Raw genomic sequence first — 24,343 nt, 5'->3', positions numbered from 1 at the left:
GCTTATACCGTCTTGACGAGGCTGACACCCAGACGAGTCAGGGCCAGTTTCAATGCGTCGGCCAGATTGGCCTTGGTCACCACGCCTTGCAGGTCGAGACCGAGGTGGACGATGGTTTGCGCGATTTGCGGACGCACACCGCTGATGATGCAGTCGGCGCCCATCAGGCGGATCGCGGTCACGGTTTTCAGCAGGTGTTGGGCGACCAGGGTATCGACGGTCGGCACGCCGGTGATGTCGATGATGGCGATTTCCGAACCGGTGTCGACGATGCGTTGCAGCAGCGATTCCATCACCACTTGCGTGCGCTGCGAATCGAGGGTGCCGATCATCGGCAGGGCGAGCACGCCGTCCCACAGCTTGACCACCGGGGTCGACAGTTCCAGCAGTTCTTCCTGTTGACGCTTGATCACCGCCTCGCGGGATTTCTGGAAGGTGCGGATGGTGTGCAGGCCGAAGGCGTCGAGCAGCTCGGAGATTTCCCAGAGCTGTTCGGCGAGCAGCGCAGGCTGGTCTTTGTAGTGGCTCTGCAGCAAGTTAAACAACGGGCCTTTGAGGGCGAAGATGAAACTGGCGGTCTGCTGCGAATCCTGGCCGAGCAGGGCGCGGCTGTGGGAGAGCTTTTCGAGAAACTGGCGGGTGGTCTCCCAACCGGGTGCGGCGATGTTGGTGCCGTTGTCGTTCTCGATGCCACTGACCACCAGTTGCAGGAATTCCGTGGTCTGTTGCTGCAGATCGTGCTCTTTCAGGTTACGCGTGGCGCCGCTGGCTTGCAGGCCGTTGATCCATTCGCCCAGCAGTTGTGCTTGTTTGTTTTTCATCGCATCGAGTGTGCTGTTCTGCAGTGCTGCCATGTGCCTGTTGCTCCGTCGCGAATTGGGGGGCGATCGTGAAAATGATCGCCGCGAAGTGATCGACATTTGCCGCTCGAAATAGTTGTTCGTTCCTGCACGTATATTTTTGATCTGGCGCAAGTAACGTCCCGGTAACTCTAGTCGGCGTGGCCGCAAGCGGCGATGTTTTGAACGATGGCGCGGGTCAGGCTTCGAATCTTTAACACCCGGCGGATGTGTGTCGGGGGTGTTTGACCAACGAGGTGGCCATGAACGAGCAAACGAAGCAGAGCCAATCTGGCGAACCAATCAATCGCAATGATCCGGCTATCGACCCGCAGGTACCGGGGCAGCCGGCGCCGACGCAGCATCAGGGCGAAAAAGAGCAGGCGCAGAGTGCCGACCCGGCGGTGGATCAGAAAAACCAGCACACGGACAACGACAATGAGTTCAGTCCGGGCTTCGAACCGCAGCCGGATCGGGCTAAGCCGGGGGAGGAGACGGATGCCGATATTGATACCGATGGGGGTTGATGTTCGGCGGATATGACAAGGCCGCATCTTATGGATGCGGCCTTTTTTTCGCTTGAGTCTGGTGGTGTGGCTGAGATCGATCCCCCTCACCCCAACCCTCTCCCCCAAGGGGGCGAGGGGGAAAGGGAGCCGATCTTGGTGCTTTTCAAAAGCTGAGTTCAACTCGAGATTTCAGGTCGGCGGCTGTTCATACCTGAGTTCAACTCAATACTTTCAAGTCGGCGTAGCTCGACCATCCAACACGGTAGGCTCCCTCTCCTTTTGGGAGAGGGCTGGGGTGAGGGTAAGGCTGTTTACTTGCTCGGATGCTTGGCCTGCAATTCCTTGGCGGCGGCGAGGTGTTTTTCCAGCCCCGGCAGCATTTTCTGGGCAAAGGCCTTCAATTCCGTAGCGCCTTTGACCTTGTCATCGGTCACGGTATTGGCTTGTTTCTTGAACAGCTCGATGGTCTCTTCATGCGCCTTAACCTGATTATTGGCGTAAGCGGCGTCGAAGGATTCATCGCGCAGGTCGAGGATTTTTTCCTTGGCCTGTTTGACCAGAGTCGTGGTGTCCGGGACTTCGATGTCATTGGCCTTGGCAATGGTCGCCAGTTCATCGTTGGCTTTGCCGTGATCGGTGATCATCATGTTGGCGAACGCCTTGATGTCTGCCGATTGGCTTTTTTCCAGGGCCAGACGGCTGGTTTCGATTTCGGCGATGCCACCGGCTGCGGCGTTATCGACGAAGTCATTGTCCGTGGCGGCGAAAGCACTGCCCATGCCACTGCTCAGGGCGACAGCCAAAACGAGATGACGCAGGTTGAATCCGTCCATTGGTGTATCTCCACGCAGGTTGTTGTCGGTGTTATCCAATGGAGGCAACGCTGCAGACAAAGGTTTTATCGCATTTGCGACAGGGCGACGAACGGCCACCGCTGGTCTGACAGGTGGTCGACAGAACGGCTCAACCAAGGCCATTCTGATAACGGGCCAGCGCATCGGTCGCGCTGGCTGCCGATCAACTGACGGAGGTGTTCCATGCCGGTTCCCCATGACCTGTTTCAGGACTTGAGTTGCACGAAGGAAGAGATCCAGCAAAAACGCACCCAGGATCCACGACTGGATTCACTGATCAACAAGTATTCCCAAGCCGACGCCGACGTGGTCAAGGCCGAAACGGCCACCTCGGATGCTCCCACCGACGATGCATTAAAAAAACTCAAAGAGAAGCGCCTTAAGGTGAAAGACGAAATCGTCAGCCATTTACAGGCCCCGTCCTGACTCTCCATTGATCCGCCGACCTGCGGTTGCGGATTGACGGGAACGACAGCCACGACCGGCACCTCGAATGTACAGAGTCTTCAATCCCCGACTCTTTGCGAGGTGCCTTATGAACGATCCGAAATTCCCCAGTGAAGAGCAGGGCGCATTCGACCCGGTTCCTACCCATCCCGAACCGAACAGCCCGGCGCATACCACCGCTAACCCCGAAGAGCCGGATGAGGATTTGCCTGAAGACGAAGATCCGGAAAAGTTCGACAAATCGAGTAACTGACAGACCGTCATCGCTGGCAAGCCAGCTCCCACAGTGAATTGTGTTGACCACAAATGCTGTGGTCAGCAGAGAACCCTGTGGGAGCTGGCTTGCCAGCGATGGCGTCAATCCGCTCGATACAAATCCAGCAGATTCACTTCAGCGCCGTATCCAACGGCATCCGCGCCATATGCGTGGCCTTCAACGAGCCAAAATACAACCACGACCCATACTCGCGCACCGTGGTAATCGGCGAATAATTGCCGTTGCTGGCATCCTGCAGATTGGCGATCACCTTGCCCTCCAGATCCAGCCCCAGGACAAACCCGCGCTTCTCCACCGGCTTAGGCAAAACTGTCAACGCCCGCACAATCATCTTGCGTACGAAGGGGTGCCCGGCGGTGCCATCGAGCAAGGCATTGCGCGGCGCATACAACGCCACCCAAAAGCGGTTGCTGCCATTGAACGCGAGGTTGTCCGGCAGCCCCGGCAGATTGTCGATGAACAGGTCGTGAGTGCCGGCTTTCGGCCCGGTCAGCCAGTAACGGCTGATGCGATAGGCGCCGGTTTCATTGATCAGTACATAGGCGTCATCCGGACCGAGGGTCACGCCGTTGGCGAATTCCAGCTTATCCAGCAACACGCTGGTTTTACCTGTCTGAAAGTCATAGCGCAGCAGGCGTCCGTCGCCGCCGTGCTCGATGATCGCTTCGCCGTCATGGCCATAGCCCCAACGACTGGAAGCGTCGCTGAAATAGGCGTAATGCCCGGACTTGTCGATGGCGACGTCATCGGTGAAGCCGAACGCCAGACCATTGGCCGCCGTGGTCAAAGGAATCAACTGACCTTGCGCATCAAGGGACAGCAAGCCTTTGACCCCGTCGGCGATCACCAGCAAGCCGTTCGGATGTCGGGCCAAACCGAGCGGACGGCCACCGGTGTCGGCGAGTACTTTGCGTTGCTGGCCGTCGAGGCTGGTGCGCAGCAGTCGGCCGTCGTGCAGTCCGGTGATCAAGAAGTCACTTTCCAGCAGCAAGGCTTCCGGCCCCTCGATGTCGCTCGGCCCGACCTGAGCTGCGGCTTTGAGTTTCTGGTTCTCGGCGTAAATGCCTTCTTTGAGCGATGGCGCTGGCGGCGGCGTCCAGGCCACGGGTTCGACTCTGCTCGGCATCAACAATAAAAAACCGATGACGATGAGCACCAGCAGCAATAGCAGATGTCGCAGCTTCACGCGCTGGCCCTCGCCGATGACAGGTATTGCGCGGCCATGTCACGCAGCGCCAGCATCGACGCGGCAGATTCGCGCTCGATGCGGCGCTTGAGCAGCAAGTGATTGGCGATGCGCATGCCCAAGCCGTCGAAGCGATAATCCAGTGTGCGCACAAATCGCGTGCCGTTACCCTCGGCGCCGCATTCATAGGTCAGCAGCAACGACAAGCCATGATCGCCCTGCGCCCGCGCGCACCAGCGTCGTCCGGGCAGGTACTCAGTCACTTCCCAGCTCAAGTGGCCTTCACGGCCGCCGGCATGAATGTCCTCTTCAAAGCGCGCGCCGGCATGCAGCGGGCCGTGTGGGCCGTCGATCTTCAGCGACGACGGGTGCCACTCCGGCCAGCGCCCGACACTGGCGGCATAGGCGAGCACGGCAATCGGTTCACCGGTGATATCGATCTGGTGCTGCATGCGGGTCATGGGCATTCTCGAATAGCTCAAAGGGGCGGGTTCCGGTTCCCAGTACAGGGTGCCGAACAGGTAGTCCATCAACGGCAGGACGATATTGAAATTGCGCTCCTGCATGCGCTCGCGGCGATGATGCAGTTCGTGCAGGCGGCGCATCTGGCGGATCCACGGCAGGCGCGTCACCGGGTTGTCCGGCGGCAGATGCTCGCAGGCATGAAACACTTCATAGGTCAGATAACCCAGGACCATGCAACCGCCAAACAGCCCGGCGACGTTGGCGTTGAATTGCGCGAACAACCACCATAACGGCAGGGTGATCAGCAATGTATGAACGACGATCAGCCATGCCGGAAACAGAATCACCCGCCAGTCGCGAGCGCTGTCGTAAGTCATGTGCCCGGGGGTGAAAAAACTGTGATGGTCGCCAGCGTGGCGGGCGTAGAACAGTTTGGCAAAAGCCTTTTTGTGGTGGCCGAGATGGCGGTGCACCGTGTACACGCCGAAGTTGAAGAACAACAGCGTCAGCGGCACCGTCAGCCATTCCAGCCCACTGACCTGTTGCACGCGGCTCCAGAAAGCGCCAATGGCCAATACCCCGAACAGCAGCACGAAAGCGCCGTGCAGCCACGGGTTGTAGAGCGGGTGAATGGCCGCACGGTAGCGGCTGCGAAATGCCTCGGTGGTCTGCCTCACTGCGCTCACCTGTCGGTATCGTTGTTATACCCGGCAGATTAGCCGATCCGGCCGTTTGTGCAGGCCGGACCTTGAGGTCACATGCGCCATGATCCGGTGTAAAGCGGCCGGTTCAGCTCAACGGGTTCCAGCGCTGCGACCAGTCGTCATCGGCCTTGATCACGTCGCGCAGCAGGTCAAAGGCCTGTTGCAGGATCGCCGAGTCACGATCGCGCGAATACACCAGGTAAGTCGGATAGCTGAATTCCGGGGCTTTGGTCACCGCTTCGAGTGCGCCGCTCTCCAGATAGGTACGCACGACGCGGGTGCGGAAATAGCCGCTGCCACCGTGTTCGAGAATGTATTGCAGCGCCAGCGGGCCGAGGTTGAAACTCAACGCGGCTTTGGCTTTTTCTGGCAGGGCGGCGTCGTGCTGACGGCGGAAATCCGGGCCCCAATCGATGTAGACGTAGGGATCCGGGCGCTCGGGCGCACGTACCAGAATCAGTTTTTCCTCCAGCACTTGCTCCACCTGCAGTCCCGGCCAGTATTCCGGCTGATAGACCAGCGCCGCGTCGAGTACGCCGAGTTCGAGCTGGCGCAGGAGGTTTTCGCCGTCGCGGATTTCCATGCGCAGGGCATGCCCGGGGATTTTTTCGCGCAGTTCGGCGGCCCAACTGAGCATCAGCGGATTGCACAGGCTGACTTCGCCACCGATGTGCAGCACGTTGTGATAACCCTCAGGCAACGGCAGATCCCGGCGCGCCGCTTCCCAGGTCTGCACCAGTTGATTGGCGTAGACCACGAAAGCCTCGCCATTGGGCGTCAGTTTCGCCCCGGCGCGATTGCGCACGAACAAGGTGCTGCCCAACTGGCTTTCGAGTTTCTGCACCCGGGCGGTGATCGCCGTTTGCGTGACGAAGAGCTTCTGCGCGGCGGCGGCGAGACTGCCGTGGCGGACGATTTCGAGGAAGGTGCGAGCGAGGTCGATGTCCATGGGCGGGCCAATGCAAAAGGTTCGCGCATTGTAAGTGCAGCCTCGGCGGCGCGTCATCGTCGATAGCATGCACAGGCCTTTGTTGCGCCGCCCCGGCCATCGGGCAGCCGAGGCGTGCCCGGTACGCGTTTCAGGGGTAGAATGCGCGCCTAACCGTGACAGCCTGACTAAAAAAACTATGTCCTTGCCCAAGCATCATCTGGAATTGCTCAGCCCTGCCCGCGATGTCGCCATCGCCCGTGAGGCGATTCTCCACGGCGCCGACGCCGTGTACATCGGCGGCCCGAGCTTCGGCGCGCGCCACAACGCCTGCAACGAAGTCGGTGAAATCGCCGAACTGGTAGAGTTCGCCCGCCGTTACCACGCGCGCATTTTCACCACCATCAACACCATCCTGCACGACAACGAACTGGAGCCGGCGCGCAAGCTGATCCATCAGTTGTACGACGCCGGTGTCGATGCGCTGATCGTGCAGGATCTGGGTGTGATGGAGCTGGACATTCCGCCGATCGAGCTACACGCCTCGACCCAGACTGACATCCGCACCCTTGAGCGAGCGAAATTCCTCGATCAGGCCGGTTTCTCGCAACTGGTGTTGGCCCGTGAGCTGAACCTGCAGGAAATCCGTGCGATTGCCGATGAAACCGATGCTGCCGTCGAGTTCTTCATCCATGGCGCATTGTGCGTGGCCTTCTCCGGGCAGTGCAATATTTCCCACGCGCAGACCGGGCGCAGCGCCAACCGTGGCGACTGCTCGCAAGCCTGCCGTTTGCCGTACACCCTAAAAGATGAAAAGGGTGGCGTGATCGCCTACGAAAAACACCTGCTGTCGATGAAAGACAACAACCAGAGCGCCAACATCCGCGCGCTGGTCGAAGCCGGTGTGCGTTCGTTCAAGATCGAAGGTCGCTACAAGGACATGGGCTATGTGAAGAACATCACCGCCTATTACCGTCAGCGCCTCGACGACGTGCTCGAAGATCGCCCGGATCTGGCCCGCGCCTCCAGCGGCCGCACCGCGCACTTCTTCCTGCCTGACCCGGAAAAAACCTTCCACCGTGGCAGCACCGACTATTTCGTCACTGATCGCAAGATCGACATCGGCGCTTTCGACTCGCCGACCTTCACCGGTCTGCCGGTCGGCATCGTCGAGAAAGTCGCCAAGCGTGACATGCAAGTGGTGACCCACGAGCCGCTGTCCAACGGTGATGGCCTGAACGTATTGGTCAAGCGCGAAGTGGTCGGTTTCCGCGCCAACATCGCCGAAGCCAAAGGCGAGTTCGAGGAAGACGGCGAGAAGCGTTACCGCTACCGCGTCGAGCCGAACGAAATGCCCGAAGGCCTGTACAAGCTGCGGCCGAATCACCCGTTGAACCGCAACCTCGACCACAACTGGCAACAGGCGCTGCAAAAGACTTCTTCGGAGCGTCGCGTGGCCCTCAGCTGGGTTGCGCGTCTGCGTGAACAACAGCTGGAAGTGACCGCCACCAGCGAGGAAGGCATCAGTGCCAGCGTCACCCTCAACGGTCCGTTCGGTGTGGCCAACAAGCCTGAGCAGGCGCTGGAACAGTTGCGCGATCTGCTCGGCCAGCTCGGCACCACGCAGTACCACGCCACCGACATCAAGCTGGATGCGCCAGAGGCGTTCTTCATCCCCAACTCGCAGCTCAAAGCCCTGCGCCGTGAAGTGATCGAGAACCTCACCGCCGCCCGTGTCGCTGCGCACCCGCGTGGCCACCGCAAAGCTGAAACCAGCCCGCCACCGGTGTACCCGGATTCGCACCTGACCTTCCTCGCCAACGTCTATAACCAGAAAGCGCGCGACTTCTACCACCGTCACGGCGTGAAGCTGATCGACGCGGCGTACGAAGCTCACGAAGAGGCGGGTGAAGTGCCGGTGATGATCACCAAGCACTGCCTGCGTTTCTCCTTCAACCTGTGCCCGAAACAGGCCAAGGGCGTGACCGGCGTGCGCACCAAGGTCGCGCCGATGCAGTTGATCCACGGCGATGAAGTACTGACACTGAAATTCGACTGCAAACCGTGTGAGATGCACATCATCGGCAAAATGAAGGGCCACATTCTCAATCTGCCGCAACCGGGCAGCGTGGTCGGCCACATCAGCCCTGAAGACCTGATGAAAACCATCCCGCGCGCACCGCACTAAGCGACTGGCAGGCGCGTTGCTGCGGCATCGCGCCTGCCGACGTGCAGCGGGCCGCAGGACTGCCCGAGGCGTGCTGTTTACGCCTTGACCCAGCGCTGCCGGCTCCAGGCGCTCAACGAATCCACTGCCAACACCAGCAACAGCATTGCCAGGATTACCGTGCTGGCTTGCGCCTCCTGAAACAGGCTGAGGCTCACATAGAGCATCTGGCCCAGTCCGCCTGCACCGACAAAACCCAGTACGCTGGCCATGCGGATGTTGTTTTCCCAGCGATAAAGAATGTAGGCGAGCAGTTGTGGCGTAAGGTTCGGCAAGGTGCCGTAACAGAACGCCAGAAGCGGATTGCCGCCTTGCAAGCGGATCGCTTCGGCAGGTTGCGGCGGGGTGTTTTCCAGGGCTTCGGCAAACAGGCGGCCGAGCACGCCCGTGGTGTGCAGGGCGAGGGCGAGGGTGCCGGCGTTCGGCCCAAGCCCGGCAGCGAGCACCATCAGTGCCGCCCAGACCAGTTCCGGAATCGCCCGCAAACCGTTGAGCAACAGCCGCGAAACACTTTGTAGCGGCCAGCCGAAACGCCCGGCGGCGGGCAGGGCGAGGATGATTCCCAGCATCGCCGCGAGCAGGGTGCCGAGGGCCGACATGGCGAGGGTTTCCATCGAGCCGTGAACAATGGCTCGCAGGTAAGCGGTGCTCAAGTCCGGACTGAGAAAGCGCTGCACGTAAGCGCCCATCTGCTTCAGGCTGCTGGCGCTGCCGAGCTCAGCGAGATCCAGGCCCAGATAGCTGAACGAGGCAAAGACCGCCGCGACGATAGCGGTGATCAGCAGCAGATTGATCAGGCGGTTCATGCCAGCCTCCAGCGCAACAAACGGCTGAATTGGTCGGCGGCCAGCACCAGTATCAGGAAGGTCAGCAGCATGCTGGCGACTTCTCCGCCGGCAAACATGCGGATCGACAGATCGATCTGCTGACCGAGCCCGCCGGCACCGACAAAACCCATCACCACTGACGCGCGGATCGCGCATTCCCAGCGATAGACCGTGTACGAGAGCAGTTCCGCCGCGACATTGGGCATGACGCCATAGGCAAAACTCGCCAGCCGGCCGCTGCCCGATTGTAGCAAGGCGTGGGCCGGGCGCTGATCGGTGGATTCGAAAATCTCCGCGTAGACCTTGCCGAGCATGCCGCTGTAGGTGATGGCGATGGCCAGCACGCCCGCCGCTGGCCCCAGACCGACCGCGCGGACAAACAACAGTGCCCAGACGATCTCCGGCACGCTACGCAGAAAGATCAGCAAGGCGCGAATCGGCCAGCGTAACAACCGGCCCATGGCGCTCGGCACGCCACCGCGCGAGGCGGCGGACAACGACAGCGCACGACTCGCCAGCAACCCGGCCGGCACCGCCAGCAGCAGCGCCAGGGCCATGCCGGCGGTGGCGATGGCGAGGGTTTGCAACGTGGCTTTGAGCAACAGCTGCAAGAACGCTTGATCGTGCGCGGGCGGCCAGAAGGCCGAAACGAAACGACCCATTTCGCTGCGGCTGTCATCTTGCAGCAGCACGCCCAGATCCAGTTCGCTGAGCTGGATACCCGGCCACAGCAACGCAATCGCCAGGACGCTCAGCAGCAGTCGTGGCCATGCCGCGGGATCGCGCGAATCGGCGCTCAGCATCGTGGAATCTGCACAGTCAGCGGTGCGACTGCAGCGGCCGGCGATTGCAGTTTTTCGTTGGCGTACAAGGCGTCGAGCATTTCCTCACTGACTTGCCCGGAAGGGCTGTCGAACAGGATCTGGCCGTCGCGCAAACCGATCACCCGCGCAAAGTGCGACAGCGCCAGGTCAACTGCATGCAGGCTCGCCACCAACGTGACGTTGTGCTCGCGGGCATGCCGCGACAGGATCGACAGGGTGTGCCCGGCCATCACCGGGTCCATCGCTGACACCGGTTCATCGGCAAGCAGAATTTGCGGTGCCTGGTACAACACCCGGGCGATGCCGACGCGCTGCAATTGGCCGCCGGACAGTTGCTGGCAATGAGCGAACAGTTTGTCGCCCAGATCGAGCCGTGCCAAAACGGCGCGAGCACCGCCCACGTCCAGTGGATGCAACAGGTTGAGCAGGCTTTTGCCCAGGCTCCATTGCCCGAGTTTGCCAGCCAGCACAGCGGTTACCACGCGTTGGCGCGGCGGTAGCGGCGGCGCCTGATGCACCAGGCCGATGCGCGCGCGCAGGCGTTGGCGCTGGCGGGCGGACAAGTGCCAGGCGCGTTCGCCAAGCACTTCGATCTCACCGCTGCTGGGCCGCAGCGCGGTGGCCAGCAGGTTTAGCAAACTCGATTTGCCGGCGCCGGACGGGCCGATGATGGCGACCTGTTCGCCCGCGCCAATCTGCAGGTCGACGCCGCGCAATGCGTCGACGCCATTGGTGTGGCGCAGGCTGCCCTGTTTGAGGCTCAGGGTCATTTCAGCAGTTCGGCGGCGCGGGCGGCTTCCTCGATGCCCTTGTAGTTCTCAGGCTTGGTGTCGATGAAACGGCTGGCGGCCTGCAGATCAAGAATCTTCTTCTGTTCAGGGTTGGCCGGGTCCAGATCCAGGAAGGCTTTCTTGATTTTCGCCGCCACTGCCGGATCAAGGGTGCCGCGCACGGTCCAGTTGTAATCGAAGTAAGTCGGCGTCGTGGCGAAGACCTTGACCTTGTTGGTGTCGACCTTGCCGGCATCCACCAGCTTCTGCCAGACACTGGCGTTCAGCACACCTGCATCCACCTTGCCGGCCTGCACCCAGGCCACGGTGGCATCATGCGCGCCGGAGTAGGCGACACGGCTGAAATACGCTTCAGGCTTGATGTTGTCGTTTTTCAGCATGAAGTAACGCGGCATCAGGCTGCCGGAGGTTGACGATACCGAGCCGAACGCGAAGGTCTTGCCTTTGAGGTCAGCGAGGCTATGTACGTTCGGGTCGGCAGTGATGAATTTGCTGGTGAATTGCGCATCCTGTTCACGCTGCACCAGAGGGATCACCGGAGTCGTTGCATCGGTCTTCAGACGCGCCTGCACAAAGGTGAAACCGCCCAGCCAGGCCATGTCGAGACGGTCGGTCGCGAGGGCTTCAACCACTGCCGGGTAGTCGGCCACCGGCACGAACTGCACTTTCATGCCCAGTTGCTGTTCCAGATACGCGCCCAGCGGTTCGAATTTGCGCAACAGTTCGGTCGGGGCTTCATCGGGAATTGCGCTGACGCGCAGTACGTCGGCGGCTTGTGCCACCAGCGCGGAAAAGGACAGGGCCAGGCCGGCGGTCAGTGCCAGGGTTTGTTTGAGCATGGGAATCTCCGTTTCAGGGGCGTCGGTAGAGCTGAAATTACGAGGTGAGGCGCAAACTCAGGGTAGACGAATCGGCGAGGGTTATACGGACTCATGCGCGCAAAGGCCAGCGCCATCTAGAAGAGGGCGGCGCGATTATGGGGGGGCAGCTTTTGACGAGCTCAAAGAAACTGTTACCACGGTATTCCGTGCTGTGACAAAGGCAAGGTCTCTGCCTATTCTCCATGACACTCGCAACGTGGCAGCAACTGCTCACTGCGTCCCGCCCACCACCAGAAGTTTCGTTCATGGATCAAGCGTTACTCACATCATTAATTGTCCAGAAGTGGAAATCCGCGCTACGGGTGACGGGATGAAGCGTTCCCGGCCGATGCCGATCGATCTGCGCGGACTGATACTGCTGTTTGTGCTGTTATCGGTCGTGGCGACCCTGTGCAACAGCCTTTACGTCGCCTATCGCGTGCAGCGCGAGGCGCTGATTCTCTCGACGCAGGAGGCTAACGGTGCCTACGCGGCGAAGGTCGCGTCCAGCATCGCCGAGTTTCTGGGGGCGGCGCACAATCGTTTGAGTTACAGCGCGACCGTGCTGGCCGAACATTGGGAGAAACCAGAGGTGTTGCGCAGGGAAGCCATGCGCTTGCAGGCACAGGATACCGACTTCAACTCGGTGGCGATCCTGGATGCCAGCGGTCAAGTCCTTCAGGCGTATCCGCAAAGCCTTCAGATTGTCGGCGCCACGCTGCAATCGCAGGGTATCCAACAAGCCCTCAAGGAGCGCCGGCCTCTGGTCAGTGAGGTGTATGTTTCCTCGGCAGGCAATCTGGTGGTGTTCGTTTCGCAACCGGTATTCAGCCCCTCAGGCACATTTCTCGGGATCGTCGGCGGCTCTGTCTATTTGCTTGAGCAAAGCGCGTTTCACACCATTATCAGTCGCCACTTTCATCACGATGGCACGTTCGCTTTCGTGGCCGATGGCAACCGGCGGCTGTTGTATCACCCGGACCCGAAGCGGATCGGCGAAGTCCTGGGCTGGAGCCTTACGGTAGATGCAGCTTTGCGCGGTGAGAGCGGGACCCTGCAAGGTGACAACTACAAAGGTGTGCCGATGCTCGCCGGGTATGCCCGGGTGCCAGCAGCCAATTGGGCGGTGGTGGTGCAGCGACCTCGCGAGCGCAGCCTTGCCCCGCTGGGACAACTGATGCGCGACATGGTCGTCGGGATGATTCCAGCGGGTCTGTTCGGCCTTGCGCTGATCCTCGTTGGAGCGACGCTGATCGCTCGGCCACTTCGGCAGCTGTCGGCGGTCGCCGACCAGTTGGCAGCACCTGACACCACGCAGCGGTTGGATCGGGTGCATGCCTGGTATCGCGACGCTGCCGCGATCCGCCAGGCGATGCTGGCGGGTGTGCAGTTGCTGCAACAGAAACTCGGTCAGCTTAGCCATGAAGCACAAAGTGATCCCCTCACAGGCCTGGCCAATCGGCGCGCCATGGCTGCCTCTTTGGAGCTGCTGGATCAGACCGGGCAGGGGTATGCGGTGCTGGCGCTGGACATAGATCATTTCAAACGCGTCAACGATACCTTTGGACATGACGCTGGCGACGTTGCCTTGAAAAGCGTTGCCGACATCCTCAAACAGAACTCGCGTTCGGGCGATCTTGCGTGCCGTTGCGGTGGCGAAGAGTTCGCGCTGATTCTTCCTGACGCCTCTCTGGAGACCGCGCGAATGATCGCACAGAGAATCCGCGCGCACCTCGAGGAAACCGAGGTGCCGCAGGTGGGAAGGTTGACGATGTCCATCGGTGTGGCGTGTCGCGATGCGGACGCTGCGACAGCGGCAAGCGTCTTGAAACTCGCGGACGAGCGGCTCTATGCCGCCAAACAGAGCGGGCGCAACAGGGTGGTATGAATGGCCGAATGGCTCTGTCAGCTCGCGTCGGGTAACTTCGCAATCACCTTGATCTCGAAATCAAAACCATACAACCAGGTCACGCCTACCGCCGTTACCGTCGGGTGCGGTGCCTCGCCCCAGAACTCGGTCAGAACGACATCCCAGATCGTCTCGAACTTCGCTGGCGGGTCAACGATGAATACGGTGACATCGACCACATCAGCGAAGCTGCCACCGGCCTCTTCAAGGATTGCATTGAGGTTAGTGAAAGCCTGGCGCACCTGGTTTTTCAAGTCCGGCTCTGGCGTGCCGTCCTCGGTGCTGCCGACTTGTCCCGAGACGAACAGAAAGCCGTTGGAACGAATGGCCGGCGAGTAACGATGACGTTCATACAGGGTGCGGCGTGCGGGTGGAAATACAACATCGCGCTGAGTCATGGAAGGGGCTCCTTCGTTTGAGTGGATGGAGCCACTGTAGGTATTTGCAGGCGAGCGATAAACGCGCAAGCTTGGCGTTCACTGTTTGTGATTCTCAAACAATCGAGGCGCGATCATTGGACCGATTTGATGCAATGCAAGCGTTTGTCCGGGTGGTCGAGGCCGGGAGTTTCACCAAAGCGGCAGAAACCCTGCACATGAGCAAAACCACCGTGACTCAGCTGGTGCAGCAGTTGGAGGCGCGGTTGCGAGTGAAGTTGCTCAATCGCACGACACGCAAGGTCAACGTCACCGCCGATGGCGCCGCTTACTACGAGCGTGTGATCAAGTTGCTGGCCGACATGGAAGACGCCGAAAGCAGCCTGCCCGGTGCGGCGCCGCTCCCCAAGGGGCGGCTGCGTGTGGATGTGCCCAGTCCGTTTGCGCGATTGATCCTGATTCCTGCGCTGCCGGAGTTTCACGCACGATATCCGGATATCCAGATCGACCTGGGGGTCAGCGACCGCATCGTCGACATCATCGATGAGAACGTTGATTGCGTGGTGCGTGGTGGTGAACTCATGGATCTGTCGCTGATGGCCCGCAAGGTCGCCGATCTGCAGTTGGGTGTGTTTGCCGCGCCGCAATACCTGGCTCGGGCCGGGACGCCTGGGCATCCACAGGAACTGGAAGATTCCCATCATCGGGTGGTCGGCTTCCTCTGGGCGCGCACCGGCAAACCGCTGCCGTATGCCTTGCACAACGCCAGCGAAAAGCTGCAAATCAAAGGGCGCCACGTGCTCGCGGTCGATGATGGCAATGCTTACCTCGCGGCGGGCCTGGCAGGCATGGGTGTGTTGTGGCTGCCCACTTACATGTCCGATGCCCATGTGGCTCGCGGCGAACTGGTGCAACTGTTCCAAGACTGGCGGCTCGACCCTATGCCGCTTTATCTGGCGTATCCACCGAACCGGCATGTCAGCCTGAAGTTGCGAGTGTTTATCGATTGGGTTGTGGCGTTGATGGCGCCTTAGAAAAGTGGTGCGTTTATTGCTAGCTTGCGCAGTAATGCCGTCAAAAAACCAACTCGATCGGCGACTTGAAAGCGTGCAGTGATGAGATGCATGACTTTCGAACTCTGGAGCTTCCCCTCGCAATGAATATGTACATCGATATTGTCGGCGCCTGTAACCTGAGCTGCCCCTCTTGCCCAATGGGCAACTCGGAAAACCTCAACTTCAAAAAAGCCATGCAGATCGACATGTTCAAACAGATCGTCGAAAAGGCCCGCACAGAAGGGGTCAAGTCGATTTATCTGTACAACTGGACCGAGCCTCTGGTTCATCCGAAAATTGGTGAATTCATCGAGATCATCAATGCCGCCGGGATGGGCAGCGGTATCAGTACCAACCTCAATCTCGCCAAGAACATGGAAAAGGCCTTGCTGGCCGAACCGGGTTACTTCCGTATTTCGCTGTCAGGCTTTTATCAGGACACCTACGTAAAGGGTCATGTAGGCGGTGATATCGAAGTTGTAAAACAGAACATGATTGCGCTGCACGAGATCAAGCAGCGATTGGGTTTGAGTACCCGTGTCGACGTCTACTATCACCGCTACCTCGATAACATCGAAGAGGAAGCGTTGATGCGTGAGTTCAGCGAACGCCTCGGCTTCAAGTTCACCACCGGTTATTCGGTGATGATGCCGTTGGAGAAAACGCTGGCCATTATCGAGCGCGATCCTTCTGTCACCGATACCGACTATGAAACCCTGAAAAGACTGGCGCTGCCGCCCTACGACGATATTGTCAATGTTGCCCGGCAGTACCCTCAACAAGATTGCCTGCTCAAGGATGACTGGCTGGTGATCGACTGCAATGGCAACACGATCCTGTGCTGCACGATCTTCAATCAGAACGAATATCAGGTCGGCAAGTACCTCGACATGCCGGTTGCGGAACTGATGCAGCGCAAGAACACGCAGAAAAACTGTGTCGACATGTGCAGCCGCTGCGCCAAGAAGGGCATGCATATCTACTCGATGTTCCCCAACCAAGGAGTGCTGGAGCAACATGCGGTCAATCGCATCATTGACTTCGAGAATCTCAGCAGCATGGGCCTTGCCGTGGACAGCGAGTTGCTCGGGCGTGCGGGCGAGGTCAGTGCTGAAAACTTTGACGAGGCGCAGTATTTCCGATTGAACGAGGATGTCAGGCGCGCAGTGTCCACCGGTGAATTCTCAAGTGGCTATCAGCACTATGTGCTTCACGGTCGACTGGAAGGCAGATTGGGCGCCGGTGCCTTTTCGGTGGTTTGATCAACGCTCAAATGGGTTGATAGCCAGGCGATAAAGCTTTTCGCCAGCGGATCATGCTCACTGTCGCGATGCGTCAGCAACGCCCAGTTCGGCCCGCGAATGGTGTCCTCCACCAGCGCTTGCAACACGCCGTCAGCCTGCGCCTGACGGCTGAGCAATTGACTGACCAGGGCAATGCCAAGCCCTGCACAGGCGGCGTCGAGCAGCAACCCGGGATCGGAGAAATTCAATCCCTGATCCTGCTGGCCGACGTCGATTCCGGCCTCGACCGCCCAATGACTCCAGTCCATTTCCCGCTCACCATGCAATGTGGTGCGCCGAGATGCGGGTTGGGACAACAGGCTTGGATGGCCGGCGGGATAGAGGCGATCGGCATGCAGCACTTTGAAGCTGCATTCGGCTTGGGCGCTGATGTCGTCACGCACGGCGATGTCGATGGTTTGCGTGGCCATGTCCGGCACCTCATCGGTGCTGTAGATCCACAGATCAACTTCCGGATGTTGCGCACGAAAGTCCGCCAATCGTGGCAGCAACCAGTGCCGGGCAAACGCCGGCGTGGTGTTGAGCACCAGTTGATTGGGCTTCTGATACTGGCTCAGACGCCGAATCCCCACCGCCAATTGCTGAAGCATCGCTTGCGTGGTGCTGAGCAAATCGTGGCCGGCATCGGTCAATGCAACGCTGCGTCCGCTGCGGAAAAACAACGGCTGTTCCAGGTACGCTTCCAGGCTGCGGATCTGCTGGCTGATCGCCGATTGCGTAAGGTTCAACTCTTGCGCTGCTTTGTGAAAACTGCCCAGTCGAGCGGCGGCTTCGAAGCCGCGCAGCGAGCTGAGCGGCGGCCAGTGTTTAAGCATATAGATAAGCTCCTCTAATCAGTTATCCGCAAAATCCATCGTTTGTTTGCCGTTTTCATGACTCGTAGCATAAGCGCCTTGAACACAATGGCTTAACTGACGAGGCTTATCATGCAGCACAACGACAATAAAAACAGCGCCTGGATGATGCCGGCGGAGTGGATGACCCATGCCGCGACATGGATGGTCTGGCCGCACAACAAAACCTTGTGGGAGTCGGGTTGGCGCGTGACCCTGGCGCAGGTGCAGGAAGATTTCGCTCGCGTGGCCAATGCCATCGCCCGTTTCGAACCGGTGAAACTGGTGGTCGACCCATCGGCCATCGCCAGTGCCAAAGCCCTTTGCGGACCGAACATCGAGCTGATTGCCCTGGAGGTCAATGACAGTTGGTGCCGCGATTCCGGCCCGACCTTTGTCTGCCATCCGCAGCAAGGATTGGCCGGTGTGAGCTGGCGCTTCAACGCCTGGGGCGGCAAGTCGGCGCATGATCTGGATGAAAGCCTGGCGCGCCGTGCGCTCAACCACCTCGGTCTGGAATGCTTCGGCACGCCGCTGAGCAACGAAGGCGGGGCGATTCACGTTGATGGCGAAGGCACGCTGATCACCACCGAATCGGTGCTGCTCAACCCCAATCGCAACCCCGGCATCGGCAAAGCCGAGATGGAAGAAATCTTCAGCCGTTTGCTCGGCGTGAAGAAAACCATCTGGCTGCCGGGCGATCCGGATTACGTCACCGGCGACATGACTGACGGCCACGTCGACGGCGTTTGTGCCTTCGCCCGTCCCGGCGTATTGCTGGTGGACGCCACCCACGATCAATCGTCGGTGTACGCCGAAGTGGCCCGAGAGAACCGTCGCGCGCTGGAATTGGCCACCGACGCCAACGGCCGCAAATTCGAATTGATCGAACTGTTCGAAGCCACCGACGCCGTCGACACCGAAGCCGAAGTGTTCTGCGCCTCGTACACCAATTTCTATATCGCCAACGGCGCAATCATCATGCCGGCCTACGGCATCGAGGCGGATAACGTCGCCGCCAAAGTCTTGGAGCAAGCCTTCCCCGGCCGCGAAGTGGTGCCGGTACGCATCAATCATCTGGCCCATGGCGGCGGCGGGGTGCATTGCATCACCCAGCAGCAGCCAGCCTGGCCGCTGCGAGGTTGAAAGCATGAGCATTCTGACGATCGCCAGCACCCAGATGCCGTGCACCTGGGATTTATTCGGCAACCTTGATCGCGCCGAGCAGCTCGTGCGCGAAGCGGCGCAGCAGGGCGCGCAAGTGATCCTGTTGCAGGAGCTGTTCGCCACGCCGTATTTCTGCATCGAGCAAAGCCATAAACACATGGCGTTGGCCGAGGAATACCGCGACAGCCGCGTGCTTGCGCGCTTCGCCGCACTGGCCCGTGAACTGGGCGTGGTGTTGCCACTGAGCTGGTTCGAAAAGGCCGGCAACGCCTACTTCAATTCGCTGAGCGTGGCCGACGCCGACGGGCGCCTGTTGGGCGTGTACCGCAAGACGCATATCCCCAACGCCATCGGTTATCAAGAGAAGGAATATTTCAGCCCCGGCGATACCGGTTTCAAAGTCTGGGACACCGCGTTCGGCCGCCTCGGCGTCGGCATCTGCTGGGATCAGTGGTTCCCGGAAACTGCCCGTTGCCTGGCCTTGATGGGCGCCGAAGTGCTGCTGTATCCGACCGCTATCGGCTCGGAGCCGGGCTGCGCGGCGTTGGATTCCCGCGACCATTGGCAGATGACCATGCGCGGCCATGCCGCTGCCAATCTGCTGCCGGTGGTGGCGTCGAATCGGGTCGGTCGAGAAACCGCGACCACCGATCCGAGCCTGCAAATGAGCTTTTACGGCTCGTCGTTCATCAGCGACCACAAAGGCCAGTTGCTCGCCAGCGCTGACCGCGATAGCACCGGTGTGCTGGTGCAGCGCCTCGATCTGGCGGCCATGCGCGAAGAGCGTTTGAGCTGGGGCATCTACCGCGACCGCCGCCCGGACATGTACGGGCCGCTGCTGAGTCAGGACGGTCGCCACCTTCACGCACGCTGGAACACCCAAGGGGTTTGACATGGCTATCCATCACAAACGCTTGCGCGGCGCGATCGGCTTGGCGCTGATCTGCTTGATGCCGTCGCTGCACGCCGAAGAAAAAACCCTGCGGCTGTACAACTGGGCCGACTACTTTGCCGAAGACACCTTGAGTCGCTTCACCGCCGAAACCGGGATCAAGGTGATCTACGACGTCATGGACGGCAGCGAAACCCTCGAAGCGAAAATGCTCTCCGGTGGCAGCGGTTATGACCTGATCTTCCCCGGTGACACCGTCGCCGAACGCTTGATGCGCGCCGGCAGCCTGATGTCGCTGGATCAATCGAAGCTGACCGAACTGGCCGACATCGAACCCGGCTTGCAGAAACTGCGCGGCCATTACGAGCACTCCAGCAAAGCCACGGTGCCTTACACCTGGGGCACCATTGGCCTGACCTTCAACGAAGAGCAGATCAAAAAACGCATGGCCGATGCACCGGTCAACAGCCTCGACATGCTGTTCAAACCGGAGCTGGCGGCGAAGTTTGCCGATTGCGGCATCTCGATGATCGACTCGCCGGATGAGGCATTGGCGGTGGTGCTCAATTACCTCGGTCGCGATCCGCGCAGCGGCAAAGCCGAGGATCTGGCCGCCGCCAGTGAATTGCTGATGAAGTTGCGGCCGTACATCCGCAAGTTCCAGTCGCAACCGGTGACCGATCTGGTCAACGGCAACCTGTGTCTGTCACTCGGCTACAGCGGCGACATGACTCAGGCCCAGCGCACCTCGGACAGTGCCGGTAAGCACACCAGTTTTCAGTATCGCGTGCCCCGCGAAGGCACCACGGTGTGGATGGACACCATGGCCATTCCGGTCGACGCCAAACACCCGGAATACGCCTATGCATTCATCAACTTCGTCATGCGCCCGGCGAACATGGCGGCGATCAGCAATTTCACCGGCTACCCAACCTCCAACGCCAAGGCGCGGGCGAACGTCGATGCGAGCATGCGTGACAACCCGGACATCTACCTCGACGAAGCGACCTATGCTCGGTTGATTCCGGGCAAGGACATTCCCCAGGCCGACATGCGAGCGCGTATGCGCACCTGGACCAAATTCAAGACTGCCACTGGCAAATGATCCATGGCCGGCGTATTGCGCCGGCCCTTTTTTCTACAGGAAAAGCAACATGACGACTCGTCGCGATTTCATCAAACAAGCCTCGGTGGTCGCCGCTGTCAGCGCTGCGGTTACAGGCCTGGGCCTTTCGCCGGGCAAAGTCCTGGCTGCCGCGCAAGGCCGCTGGTTCATGCCCGACGAAGGCGACAAACATGAGCGCGCCTACATCGCTTTCGGCGCGCAGGACGCGATCTGGGAAGACTTCACCGAAGACGTCCAGCAAGCTCTCGGCCGCATTGCCCGCGCCATCGCCCGGTTTGAACCGGTCACCGTATTCTGCCGCAAGAACGAACGCAGCCTCGCCGAAGAATTTTGCGGTACGCGCAATATCACTTACGTCACTGCCGGGCTGGATGACATCTGGATGCGCGACATCGGCGCCAATTTCGTCATCGACGACAAGGGTGGTTTGGGCGCGGTGGACTTCAACTTCAACGGTTGGGGTGGCAAACAGCAGCACGGTAAAGACTCGAAGATCGCCGCACTGGTCGCCGACGACGCGCAAGCCACGTACATACGCACCGATCTGGTGGGTGAGGGCGGTGGCATCGAGGTCGACGGTCACGGCACCGGGATCATGACCGAGAGCAGCTGGATCAACAGCAACCGCAACCCCGATTGGAGCAAGGCCGATGTCGAAGCCGAACTGAAGGAACGCCTGGGCCTGCGCAAAATCATCTGGCTGCCGGGCATCAAGGGCAAGGACATCACTGATGCCCACGTCGATTTCTACGCGCGCTTCATCAAGCCCGGCGTGGTCATCGCCAACCTCGACACCGACCCTGAATCCTACGATCACAAGGTCACCCTGGCGCACCTGGAAATCCTCAAGAACGCCACCGATGCTGATGGCCGCAAATTGCAGATCCACACGATGTCGCCGCCGCTGAAACCGCGCAAAAGCAAGTTCAACCAGAACAACCCGGACTTTGCCGCCGGTTACATCAATTACTTCGTCATCAACGGCGCGATCATCGCCCCGGAGTTCGGCGATAAAGCGGCAGACAAAAAGGCTTTCGATCTGCTTTCGCAACTGTATCCGGATCGCGAAATCGTCCAGCTCAACATCGATGCCATCGCCGCTGGCGGGGGCGGAATTCACTGCGTGACCAGCCATCAACCACAGGCGTGATTGACTCTTTGACCGATCAAGCCAACTATCGGGGCATAACAACATGACCGATGGACCACAACTTGATCGAACGACGCCAATTCAGCGGAGGCATGAAGGGGAAAAACCTCCGCTATCTGAATGAGCAAGGCGCGGATGACACGCGCCTGACCCGCACCGGTTTTCTGCTGCTCGAACATTTTTCACTGCCGGCCTTTACCCAGGCACTGGATACGGTTGTCACCACCAACCTGCTGCGCCCGGGGCTGTTTTCGTCGCGCACGTTTGGTTTGGGCGACGGCGAAGTCATCAGCGATCTGGGGCTGGTCATCCGCCCTGACGCACGTCTTGATTCTGCCGCGTTGGCGCAACTGGATCTGCTGGTGGTGTGTGGCGGGTATCGCACCGAACTGCGCGCAAGTGATGAGTTTATCGGCTTGCTCAGATCAGCAGCGGAGCGCGGCATCTCGCTTGCCGGGTTATGGAATGGCTCGTGGTTTCTTGGCCGCGCCGGGCTGCTCGATGGCTACCGCTGCGCAATCCACCCGGAGCACCGTCCGGCGCTGACCGAAATCGCCAAAGCCACCCACGTCAGCAGTGAACCCTACGTAATCGATCGCGACCGCCTGACGGCATCAAGTCCGTCCGGGGCGTTCCACATGGCGCTGGACTGGATCAAGAGCCTGCACGGCAAAGCTTTGGTCGAAGGCATCGAGGATATTCTGGCCTTCGAAGAATCGCGCTACCGGCGGATCAAACCGGATGAAAACCTCTGCGTCAGTGCGCCGTTGCGAGAGGTGGTGAAACTGATGGATGCCAATCTTGAGGAACCGCTGGAGCTGGAGCAACTGGCGGTGTACGCCGGGCGTTCTCGTCGGCAGTTGGAGCGTCTGTTCAAGGAACAACTGGGCACCACACCGCAGCGTTATTACCTGGAATTGCGAATTACCGAAGCGCGGCGTTTGTTGCAGCACACTGAGTTGTCGCAGGTGGAGGTGCTGGTGGCTTGCGGGTTTGTTTCGCCGAGTCATTTCAGCAAGTGCTACAGCTCGTATTTCGGCTATCGCCCATCAAAAGAAAAACGCCTGGTCAAATAACCCAAGTCGTTACCCACCTGAATTCACCTCGAAATTCCACGTCGGCGTACCTCCCCCCTCACCCTAGCCCTCTCCCTTTGGGAGAGGGCTAGGGTGAGGGGCTTTTTAACTTACACGCACTGTTACGTCATAACGGCTACAACACCTTGCGCCGTTGCCCACGCGTACGCCAGACGCTGCTGGGCATTGCGCAAGTGGTCATGTTGGGGGACTTGGCGGTGAACAAGGCGTTGGATCTGGTTGTGCCAACCAATTGATCGCGTACGTTAGTCGGGGTTGATGGTGTCTGGTCGGGCGTGATCGCGAGCAGGCTCACTCCTACATTTGAAATGCGTTCCCCCTGTAGGAGTGAGCCTGCTCGCGATGGCGTCCGTTCAGGCAAGCATCTGTAAAACGGGACCATCCCTCAAGCCTCAAGCCCACTATCAAATAATCAAGCAGTCAGCCTTCGCGGCTGACTGCTTTTTAGTTTCTACAGGTGATCCGCATCAATCACAGCTTTGGCAAACGCCTGCGGATCTTCCTGCGGCAGGTTGTGGCCGATGCCGCCGTTGATCAAGCGGAACTGGTACTTGCCGGTAAAGCGCTTGGCGTAATCCTCCGGCGCTGGGTGCGGTGCACCGTTGGCGTCGCCTTCAAGGGTGATGGTCGGCACGCTGATCGACGGTGCCGTGGCGAGCTTCTGCTCCAGCGCTGCGTACTTCGCTTCGCCCTGTACCAGGCCCAGACGCCAGCGGTAATTGAACACGGTGATGTCGACGTGATCGGGGTTCTGCAACGCCTTGGCGCTACGGTCGAACGTGGCGTCGTCGAACTTCCATTGCGGCGAGGCGGTTTGCCAGATCAGTTTGGCGAAGTCGTGGGTGTTCTTCTCGTAACCGGCGCGGCCACGGTCAGTCGCAAAGTAGAACTGATACCACCACTGCAACTCAGCCTTGGGCGGCAGCGGGTTCTGCCCGGCGGCCTGATTGCCGATCAGGTAACCGCTGACCGAGACCAATGCCTTTACCCGTTCCGGCCACAGCGCCGAGACGATGTCCGCCGAACGCGCGCCCCAGTCATAACCGCCGAGCACCGCTTGCTTGATCTTCAGCGCATCCATGAAGTCGATCACATCACTGGCCAGCGCCGCCGGTTGGCCGTTGCGCAGGGTGTCTTTGGAGATAAACTGCGTATCGCCGTAACCGCGCGCATACGGCATCAACACCCGATAACCCTTGGCCGCGAGCAACGGCGCGACCTCGTCGTAGCTGTGAATGTCGTAGGGCCAGCCGTGCAACAGGATCACCACCGGGCCGTCGGCGGGGCCGGTTTCGGCGTAGGCGACGTCGAGCACGCCGGCCTTCACATGTTTCAACGGGCCGAAGGGCGAGGGCGCCGAATAGCTGACGGCCGCAGGTTCCACCGCTTGCGCCTGAACGCTGGTCACTGCGCCGAACAACGACAAAGCCAGAATCGACAAACCGAACGCGGTGTTGCGGGTGTGCAGTGCCTTTTTCATGCTGACGTCTCCTGTGTGAACCTTTGGCCGAGGGGTCTTTGTGAACCCTTGAAACCTTGAGTGCATTTGAGCGCAGGGACGTATCCGGGCTGTGTCGAAAAAGGCTTTGGTTGCAAGTCGATGTATCGCCAACAGGTTCGTACACACTGTGGTACACAACCCTGTATGGGCGGGCTTGCTCGCGAAGGCGTCGGCACATTCAGTATCAATGCGCG

The 24,343-nt window shown here is 59.9% G+C and carries 24 protein-coding genes; 12 read left to right on the top strand and 12 right to left on the bottom strand.

The window, feature by feature from the left end; translation table 11 throughout:
* Positions 1-2: 2 nt before the first annotated feature.
* Positions 3-854, bottom strand: coding sequence for an STAS domain-containing protein (locus CQ009_RS23900; protein ID WP_105708896.1), 852 nt, complete (start codon positions 852-854; stop codon positions 3-5).
* A gap of 248 nt (positions 855-1,102) precedes the next feature.
* On the opposite strand from CQ009_RS23900, the gene CQ009_RS23895 reads away from it, so the two are divergent.
* Positions 1,103-1,366 (top strand): hypothetical protein, encoded by a 264-nt coding sequence (locus tag CQ009_RS23895; RefSeq protein ID WP_064387682.1) that lies wholly within the window; start codon positions 1,103-1,105, stop codon positions 1,364-1,366.
* Positions 1,367-1,659: 293 nt separating this feature from the next.
* On the opposite strand, the gene CQ009_RS23890 is transcribed toward CQ009_RS23895, so the two are convergent.
* The gene (locus CQ009_RS23890) at positions 1,660-2,181 is read right to left on the bottom strand and encodes a DUF4142 domain-containing protein (protein WP_064387681.1); all 522 of its coding nucleotides are present in this window, start codon (positions 2,179-2,181) and stop codon (positions 1,660-1,662) included.
* 204 nt (positions 2,182-2,385) lie between these two features.
* Here CQ009_RS23890 and CQ009_RS23885 point away from each other — a divergent pair, with 204 nt between their 5' ends.
* Entirely contained in the window at positions 2,386-2,628 is a 243-nt protein-coding gene (locus CQ009_RS23885) for a DUF465 domain-containing protein (protein ID WP_064387680.1), read from the top strand.
* A 109-nt stretch (positions 2,629-2,737) separates the two neighbouring features.
* Positions 2,738-2,902, top strand: coding sequence for a hypothetical protein (locus tag CQ009_RS30105; protein WP_172680115.1), 165 nt, complete (start codon positions 2,738-2,740; stop codon positions 2,900-2,902).
* A 133-nt stretch (positions 2,903-3,035) separates the two neighbouring features.
* Here CQ009_RS30105 and CQ009_RS23880 read toward each other — a convergent pair whose 3' ends face one another.
* From CQ009_RS23880 to CQ009_RS23870, 3 genes are all read right to left on the bottom strand, one after another.
* Positions 3,036-4,112 (bottom strand): SMP-30/gluconolactonase/LRE family protein, encoded by a 1,077-nt coding sequence (locus CQ009_RS23880; RefSeq protein ID WP_105708895.1) that lies wholly within the window; start codon positions 4,110-4,112, stop codon positions 3,036-3,038.
* Entirely contained in the window at positions 4,109-5,254 is a 1,146-nt protein-coding gene (locus tag CQ009_RS23875; protein ID WP_064387678.1) for an SRPBCC family protein, read from the bottom strand. The genes CQ009_RS23880 and CQ009_RS23875 overlap by 4 nt, the downstream gene beginning before the upstream one ends.
* A gap of 112 nt (positions 5,255-5,366) precedes the next feature.
* Positions 5,367-6,230: a LysR family transcriptional regulator gene (locus tag CQ009_RS23870; RefSeq protein WP_064387677.1), complete on the bottom strand. Its 864-nt coding sequence runs from the start codon at positions 6,228-6,230 to the stop codon at positions 5,367-5,369.
* Positions 6,231-6,408: 178 nt separating this feature from the next.
* On the opposite strand from CQ009_RS23870, the gene CQ009_RS23865 reads away from it, so the two are divergent.
* Positions 6,409-8,397: a U32 family peptidase gene (locus CQ009_RS23865; protein ID WP_105708894.1), complete on the top strand. Its 1,989-nt coding sequence runs from the start codon at positions 6,409-6,411 to the stop codon at positions 8,395-8,397.
* Positions 8,398-8,474: 77 nt separating this feature from the next.
* On the opposite strand, the gene phnE is transcribed toward CQ009_RS23865, so the two are convergent.
* Genes phnE through CQ009_RS23845 form a run of 4 tightly spaced genes read right to left on the bottom strand, consistent with a single transcriptional unit; the run spans position 8,475 to position 11,717 of the window.
* Entirely contained in the window at positions 8,475-9,242 is a 768-nt protein-coding gene (gene phnE, locus CQ009_RS23860; RefSeq protein WP_105708893.1) for a phosphonate ABC transporter, permease protein PhnE, read from the bottom strand.
* Entirely contained in the window at positions 9,239-10,066 is an 828-nt protein-coding gene (locus CQ009_RS23855; protein WP_105708892.1) for an ABC transporter permease, read from the bottom strand. Before CQ009_RS23855 ends, phnE begins: the two co-directional genes overlap by 4 nt.
* On the bottom strand, positions 10,060-10,857 hold the full coding sequence (locus CQ009_RS23850) for a phosphonate ABC transporter ATP-binding protein (protein ID WP_105708891.1): 798 nt from the start codon (positions 10,855-10,857) through the stop codon (positions 10,060-10,062). The genes CQ009_RS23855 and CQ009_RS23850 overlap by 7 nt, the downstream gene beginning before the upstream one ends.
* Positions 10,854-11,717, bottom strand: coding sequence for a putative selenate ABC transporter substrate-binding protein (locus CQ009_RS23845; protein ID WP_064388582.1), 864 nt, complete (start codon positions 11,715-11,717; stop codon positions 10,854-10,856). The genes CQ009_RS23850 and CQ009_RS23845 overlap by 4 nt, the downstream gene beginning before the upstream one ends.
* Before the next feature lie 352 nt (positions 11,718-12,069).
* Between CQ009_RS23845 and CQ009_RS23840 the strand changes: the two genes are divergently transcribed.
* Positions 12,070-13,626 carry a diguanylate cyclase gene (locus CQ009_RS23840; protein WP_105708890.1) on the top strand — a complete coding sequence of 519 codons (1,557 nt, stop codon included), beginning with the start codon at positions 12,070-12,072 and terminating at the stop codon, positions 13,624-13,626.
* Between the two features lie 17 nt (positions 13,627-13,643).
* Here the strand turns inward: CQ009_RS23840 and CQ009_RS23835 are convergent, their stop codons facing one another.
* Entirely contained in the window at positions 13,644-14,045 is a 402-nt protein-coding gene (locus CQ009_RS23835) for a RidA family protein (protein WP_105708889.1), read from the bottom strand.
* 116 nt (positions 14,046-14,161) lie between these two features.
* Between CQ009_RS23835 and CQ009_RS23830 the strand changes: the two genes are divergently transcribed.
* Together CQ009_RS23830 and CQ009_RS23825 are read left to right on the top strand one after the other, a co-directional pair.
* A complete protein-coding gene (locus CQ009_RS23830) occupies positions 14,162-15,058 on the top strand; it encodes a LysR family transcriptional regulator (protein ID WP_105708888.1) in 897 nt (298 codons plus the stop codon).
* Between the two features lie 122 nt (positions 15,059-15,180).
* Entirely contained in the window at positions 15,181-16,341 is a 1,161-nt protein-coding gene (locus CQ009_RS23825; RefSeq protein ID WP_064388577.1) for a radical SAM/SPASM domain-containing protein, read from the top strand.
* Here the strand turns inward: CQ009_RS23825 and CQ009_RS23820 are convergent.
* Positions 16,290-17,198 carry a LysR substrate-binding domain-containing protein gene (locus tag CQ009_RS23820; protein WP_105708887.1) on the bottom strand — a complete coding sequence of 303 codons (909 nt, stop codon included), beginning with the start codon at positions 17,196-17,198 and terminating at the stop codon, positions 16,290-16,292. The two genes, CQ009_RS23825 and CQ009_RS23820, sit on opposite strands and share 52 nt — an antisense overlap.
* 111 nt (positions 17,199-17,309) lie before the next feature.
* Here CQ009_RS23820 and CQ009_RS23815 point away from each other — a divergent pair, with 111 nt between their 5' ends.
* Genes CQ009_RS23815 through CQ009_RS23795 form a run of 5 tightly spaced genes read left to right on the top strand, consistent with a single transcriptional unit; the run spans position 17,310 to position 22,627 of the window.
* Positions 17,310-18,362: an agmatine/peptidylarginine deiminase gene (locus CQ009_RS23815; RefSeq protein ID WP_105708886.1), complete on the top strand. Its 1,053-nt coding sequence runs from the start codon at positions 17,310-17,312 to the stop codon at positions 18,360-18,362.
* 4 nt (positions 18,363-18,366) lie between these two features.
* Positions 18,367-19,275 carry an N-carbamoylputrescine amidase gene (gene aguB, locus CQ009_RS23810; protein WP_105708885.1) on the top strand — a complete coding sequence of 303 codons (909 nt, stop codon included), beginning with the start codon at positions 18,367-18,369 and terminating at the stop codon, positions 19,273-19,275.
* A gap of 1 nt (position 19,276) precedes the next feature.
* On the top strand, positions 19,277-20,380 hold the full coding sequence (locus CQ009_RS23805) for an extracellular solute-binding protein (protein ID WP_105708884.1): 1,104 nt from the start codon (positions 19,277-19,279) through the stop codon (positions 20,378-20,380).
* Between the two features lie 49 nt (positions 20,381-20,429).
* On the top strand, positions 20,430-21,551 hold the full coding sequence (locus CQ009_RS23800; RefSeq protein ID WP_105708883.1) for an agmatine/peptidylarginine deiminase: 1,122 nt from the start codon (positions 20,430-20,432) through the stop codon (positions 21,549-21,551).
* A 50-nt stretch (positions 21,552-21,601) separates the two neighbouring features.
* Positions 21,602-22,627, top strand: coding sequence for a GlxA family transcriptional regulator (locus CQ009_RS23795; RefSeq protein WP_064388565.1), 1,026 nt, complete (start codon positions 21,602-21,604; stop codon positions 22,625-22,627).
* A 472-nt stretch (positions 22,628-23,099) separates the two neighbouring features.
* Here the strand turns inward: CQ009_RS23795 and CQ009_RS23790 are convergent, their stop codons facing one another.
* Positions 23,100-24,128, bottom strand: a complete 1,029-nt coding sequence (locus CQ009_RS23790) for an alpha/beta fold hydrolase (RefSeq protein WP_105708882.1) — start codon at positions 24,126-24,128, stop codon at positions 23,100-23,102.
* Positions 24,129-24,343: the final 215 nt, after the last annotated feature.

Origin of the sequence: Pseudomonas sp. MYb2, assembly GCF_002979955.1 — a bacterium.
Classification (GTDB): domain Bacteria; phylum Pseudomonadota; class Gammaproteobacteria; order Pseudomonadales; family Pseudomonadaceae; genus Aquipseudomonas.
This window is presented reverse-complemented; position numbering and strand designations above follow the sequence as displayed.

What these genes read in the sequence shown, in the direction of transcription:
- CQ009_RS23900 (WP_105708896.1), bottom strand. Translation starts at nt 854, where the DNA reads ATGGCAGCACTGCAGAACAGCACACTCGATGCGATGAAAAACAAACAA.
- CQ009_RS23895 (WP_064387682.1), top strand. Translation starts at nt 1,103, where the DNA reads ATGAACGAGCAAACGAAGCAGAGCCAATCTGGCGAACCAATCAATCGC.
- CQ009_RS23890 (WP_064387681.1), bottom strand. Translation starts at nt 2,181, where the DNA reads ATGGACGGATTCAACCTGCGTCATCTCGTTTTGGCTGTCGCCCTGAGC.
- CQ009_RS23885 (WP_064387680.1), top strand. Translation starts at nt 2,386, where the DNA reads ATGCCGGTTCCCCATGACCTGTTTCAGGACTTGAGTTGCACGAAGGAA.
- CQ009_RS30105 (WP_172680115.1), top strand. Translation starts at nt 2,738, where the DNA reads ATGAACGATCCGAAATTCCCCAGTGAAGAGCAGGGCGCATTCGACCCG.
- CQ009_RS23870 (WP_064387677.1), bottom strand. Translation starts at nt 6,230, where the DNA reads ATGGACATCGACCTCGCTCGCACCTTCCTCGAAATCGTCCGCCACGGC.
- CQ009_RS23865 (WP_105708894.1), top strand. Translation starts at nt 6,409, where the DNA reads ATGTCCTTGCCCAAGCATCATCTGGAATTGCTCAGCCCTGCCCGCGAT.
- phnE (WP_105708893.1), bottom strand. Translation starts at nt 9,242, where the DNA reads ATGAACCGCCTGATCAATCTGCTGCTGATCACCGCTATCGTCGCGGCG.
- CQ009_RS23855 (WP_105708892.1), bottom strand. Translation starts at nt 10,066, where the DNA reads ATGCTGAGCGCCGATTCGCGCGATCCCGCGGCATGGCCACGACTGCTG.
- CQ009_RS23850 (WP_105708891.1), bottom strand. Translation starts at nt 10,857, where the DNA reads ATGACCCTGAGCCTCAAACAGGGCAGCCTGCGCCACACCAATGGCGTC.
- CQ009_RS23845 (WP_064388582.1), bottom strand. Translation starts at nt 11,717, where the DNA reads ATGCTCAAACAAACCCTGGCACTGACCGCCGGCCTGGCCCTGTCCTTT.
- CQ009_RS23840 (WP_105708890.1), top strand. Translation starts at nt 12,070, where the DNA reads ATGAAGCGTTCCCGGCCGATGCCGATCGATCTGCGCGGACTGATACTG.
- CQ009_RS23835 (WP_105708889.1), bottom strand. Translation starts at nt 14,045, where the DNA reads ATGACTCAGCGCGATGTTGTATTTCCACCCGCACGCCGCACCCTGTAT.
- CQ009_RS23825 (WP_064388577.1), top strand. Translation starts at nt 15,181, where the DNA reads ATGAATATGTACATCGATATTGTCGGCGCCTGTAACCTGAGCTGCCCC.
- CQ009_RS23820 (WP_105708887.1), bottom strand. Translation starts at nt 17,198, where the DNA reads ATGCTTAAACACTGGCCGCCGCTCAGCTCGCTGCGCGGCTTCGAAGCC.
- CQ009_RS23815 (WP_105708886.1), top strand. Translation starts at nt 17,310, where the DNA reads ATGCAGCACAACGACAATAAAAACAGCGCCTGGATGATGCCGGCGGAG.
- aguB (WP_105708885.1), top strand. Translation starts at nt 18,367, where the DNA reads ATGAGCATTCTGACGATCGCCAGCACCCAGATGCCGTGCACCTGGGAT.
- CQ009_RS23805 (WP_105708884.1), top strand. Translation starts at nt 19,277, where the DNA reads ATGGCTATCCATCACAAACGCTTGCGCGGCGCGATCGGCTTGGCGCTG.
- CQ009_RS23800 (WP_105708883.1), top strand. Translation starts at nt 20,430, where the DNA reads ATGACGACTCGTCGCGATTTCATCAAACAAGCCTCGGTGGTCGCCGCT.
- CQ009_RS23795 (WP_064388565.1), top strand. Translation starts at nt 21,602, where the DNA reads ATGGACCACAACTTGATCGAACGACGCCAATTCAGCGGAGGCATGAAG.
- CQ009_RS23790 (WP_105708882.1), bottom strand. Translation starts at nt 24,128, where the DNA reads ATGAAAAAGGCACTGCACACCCGCAACACCGCGTTCGGTTTGTCGATT.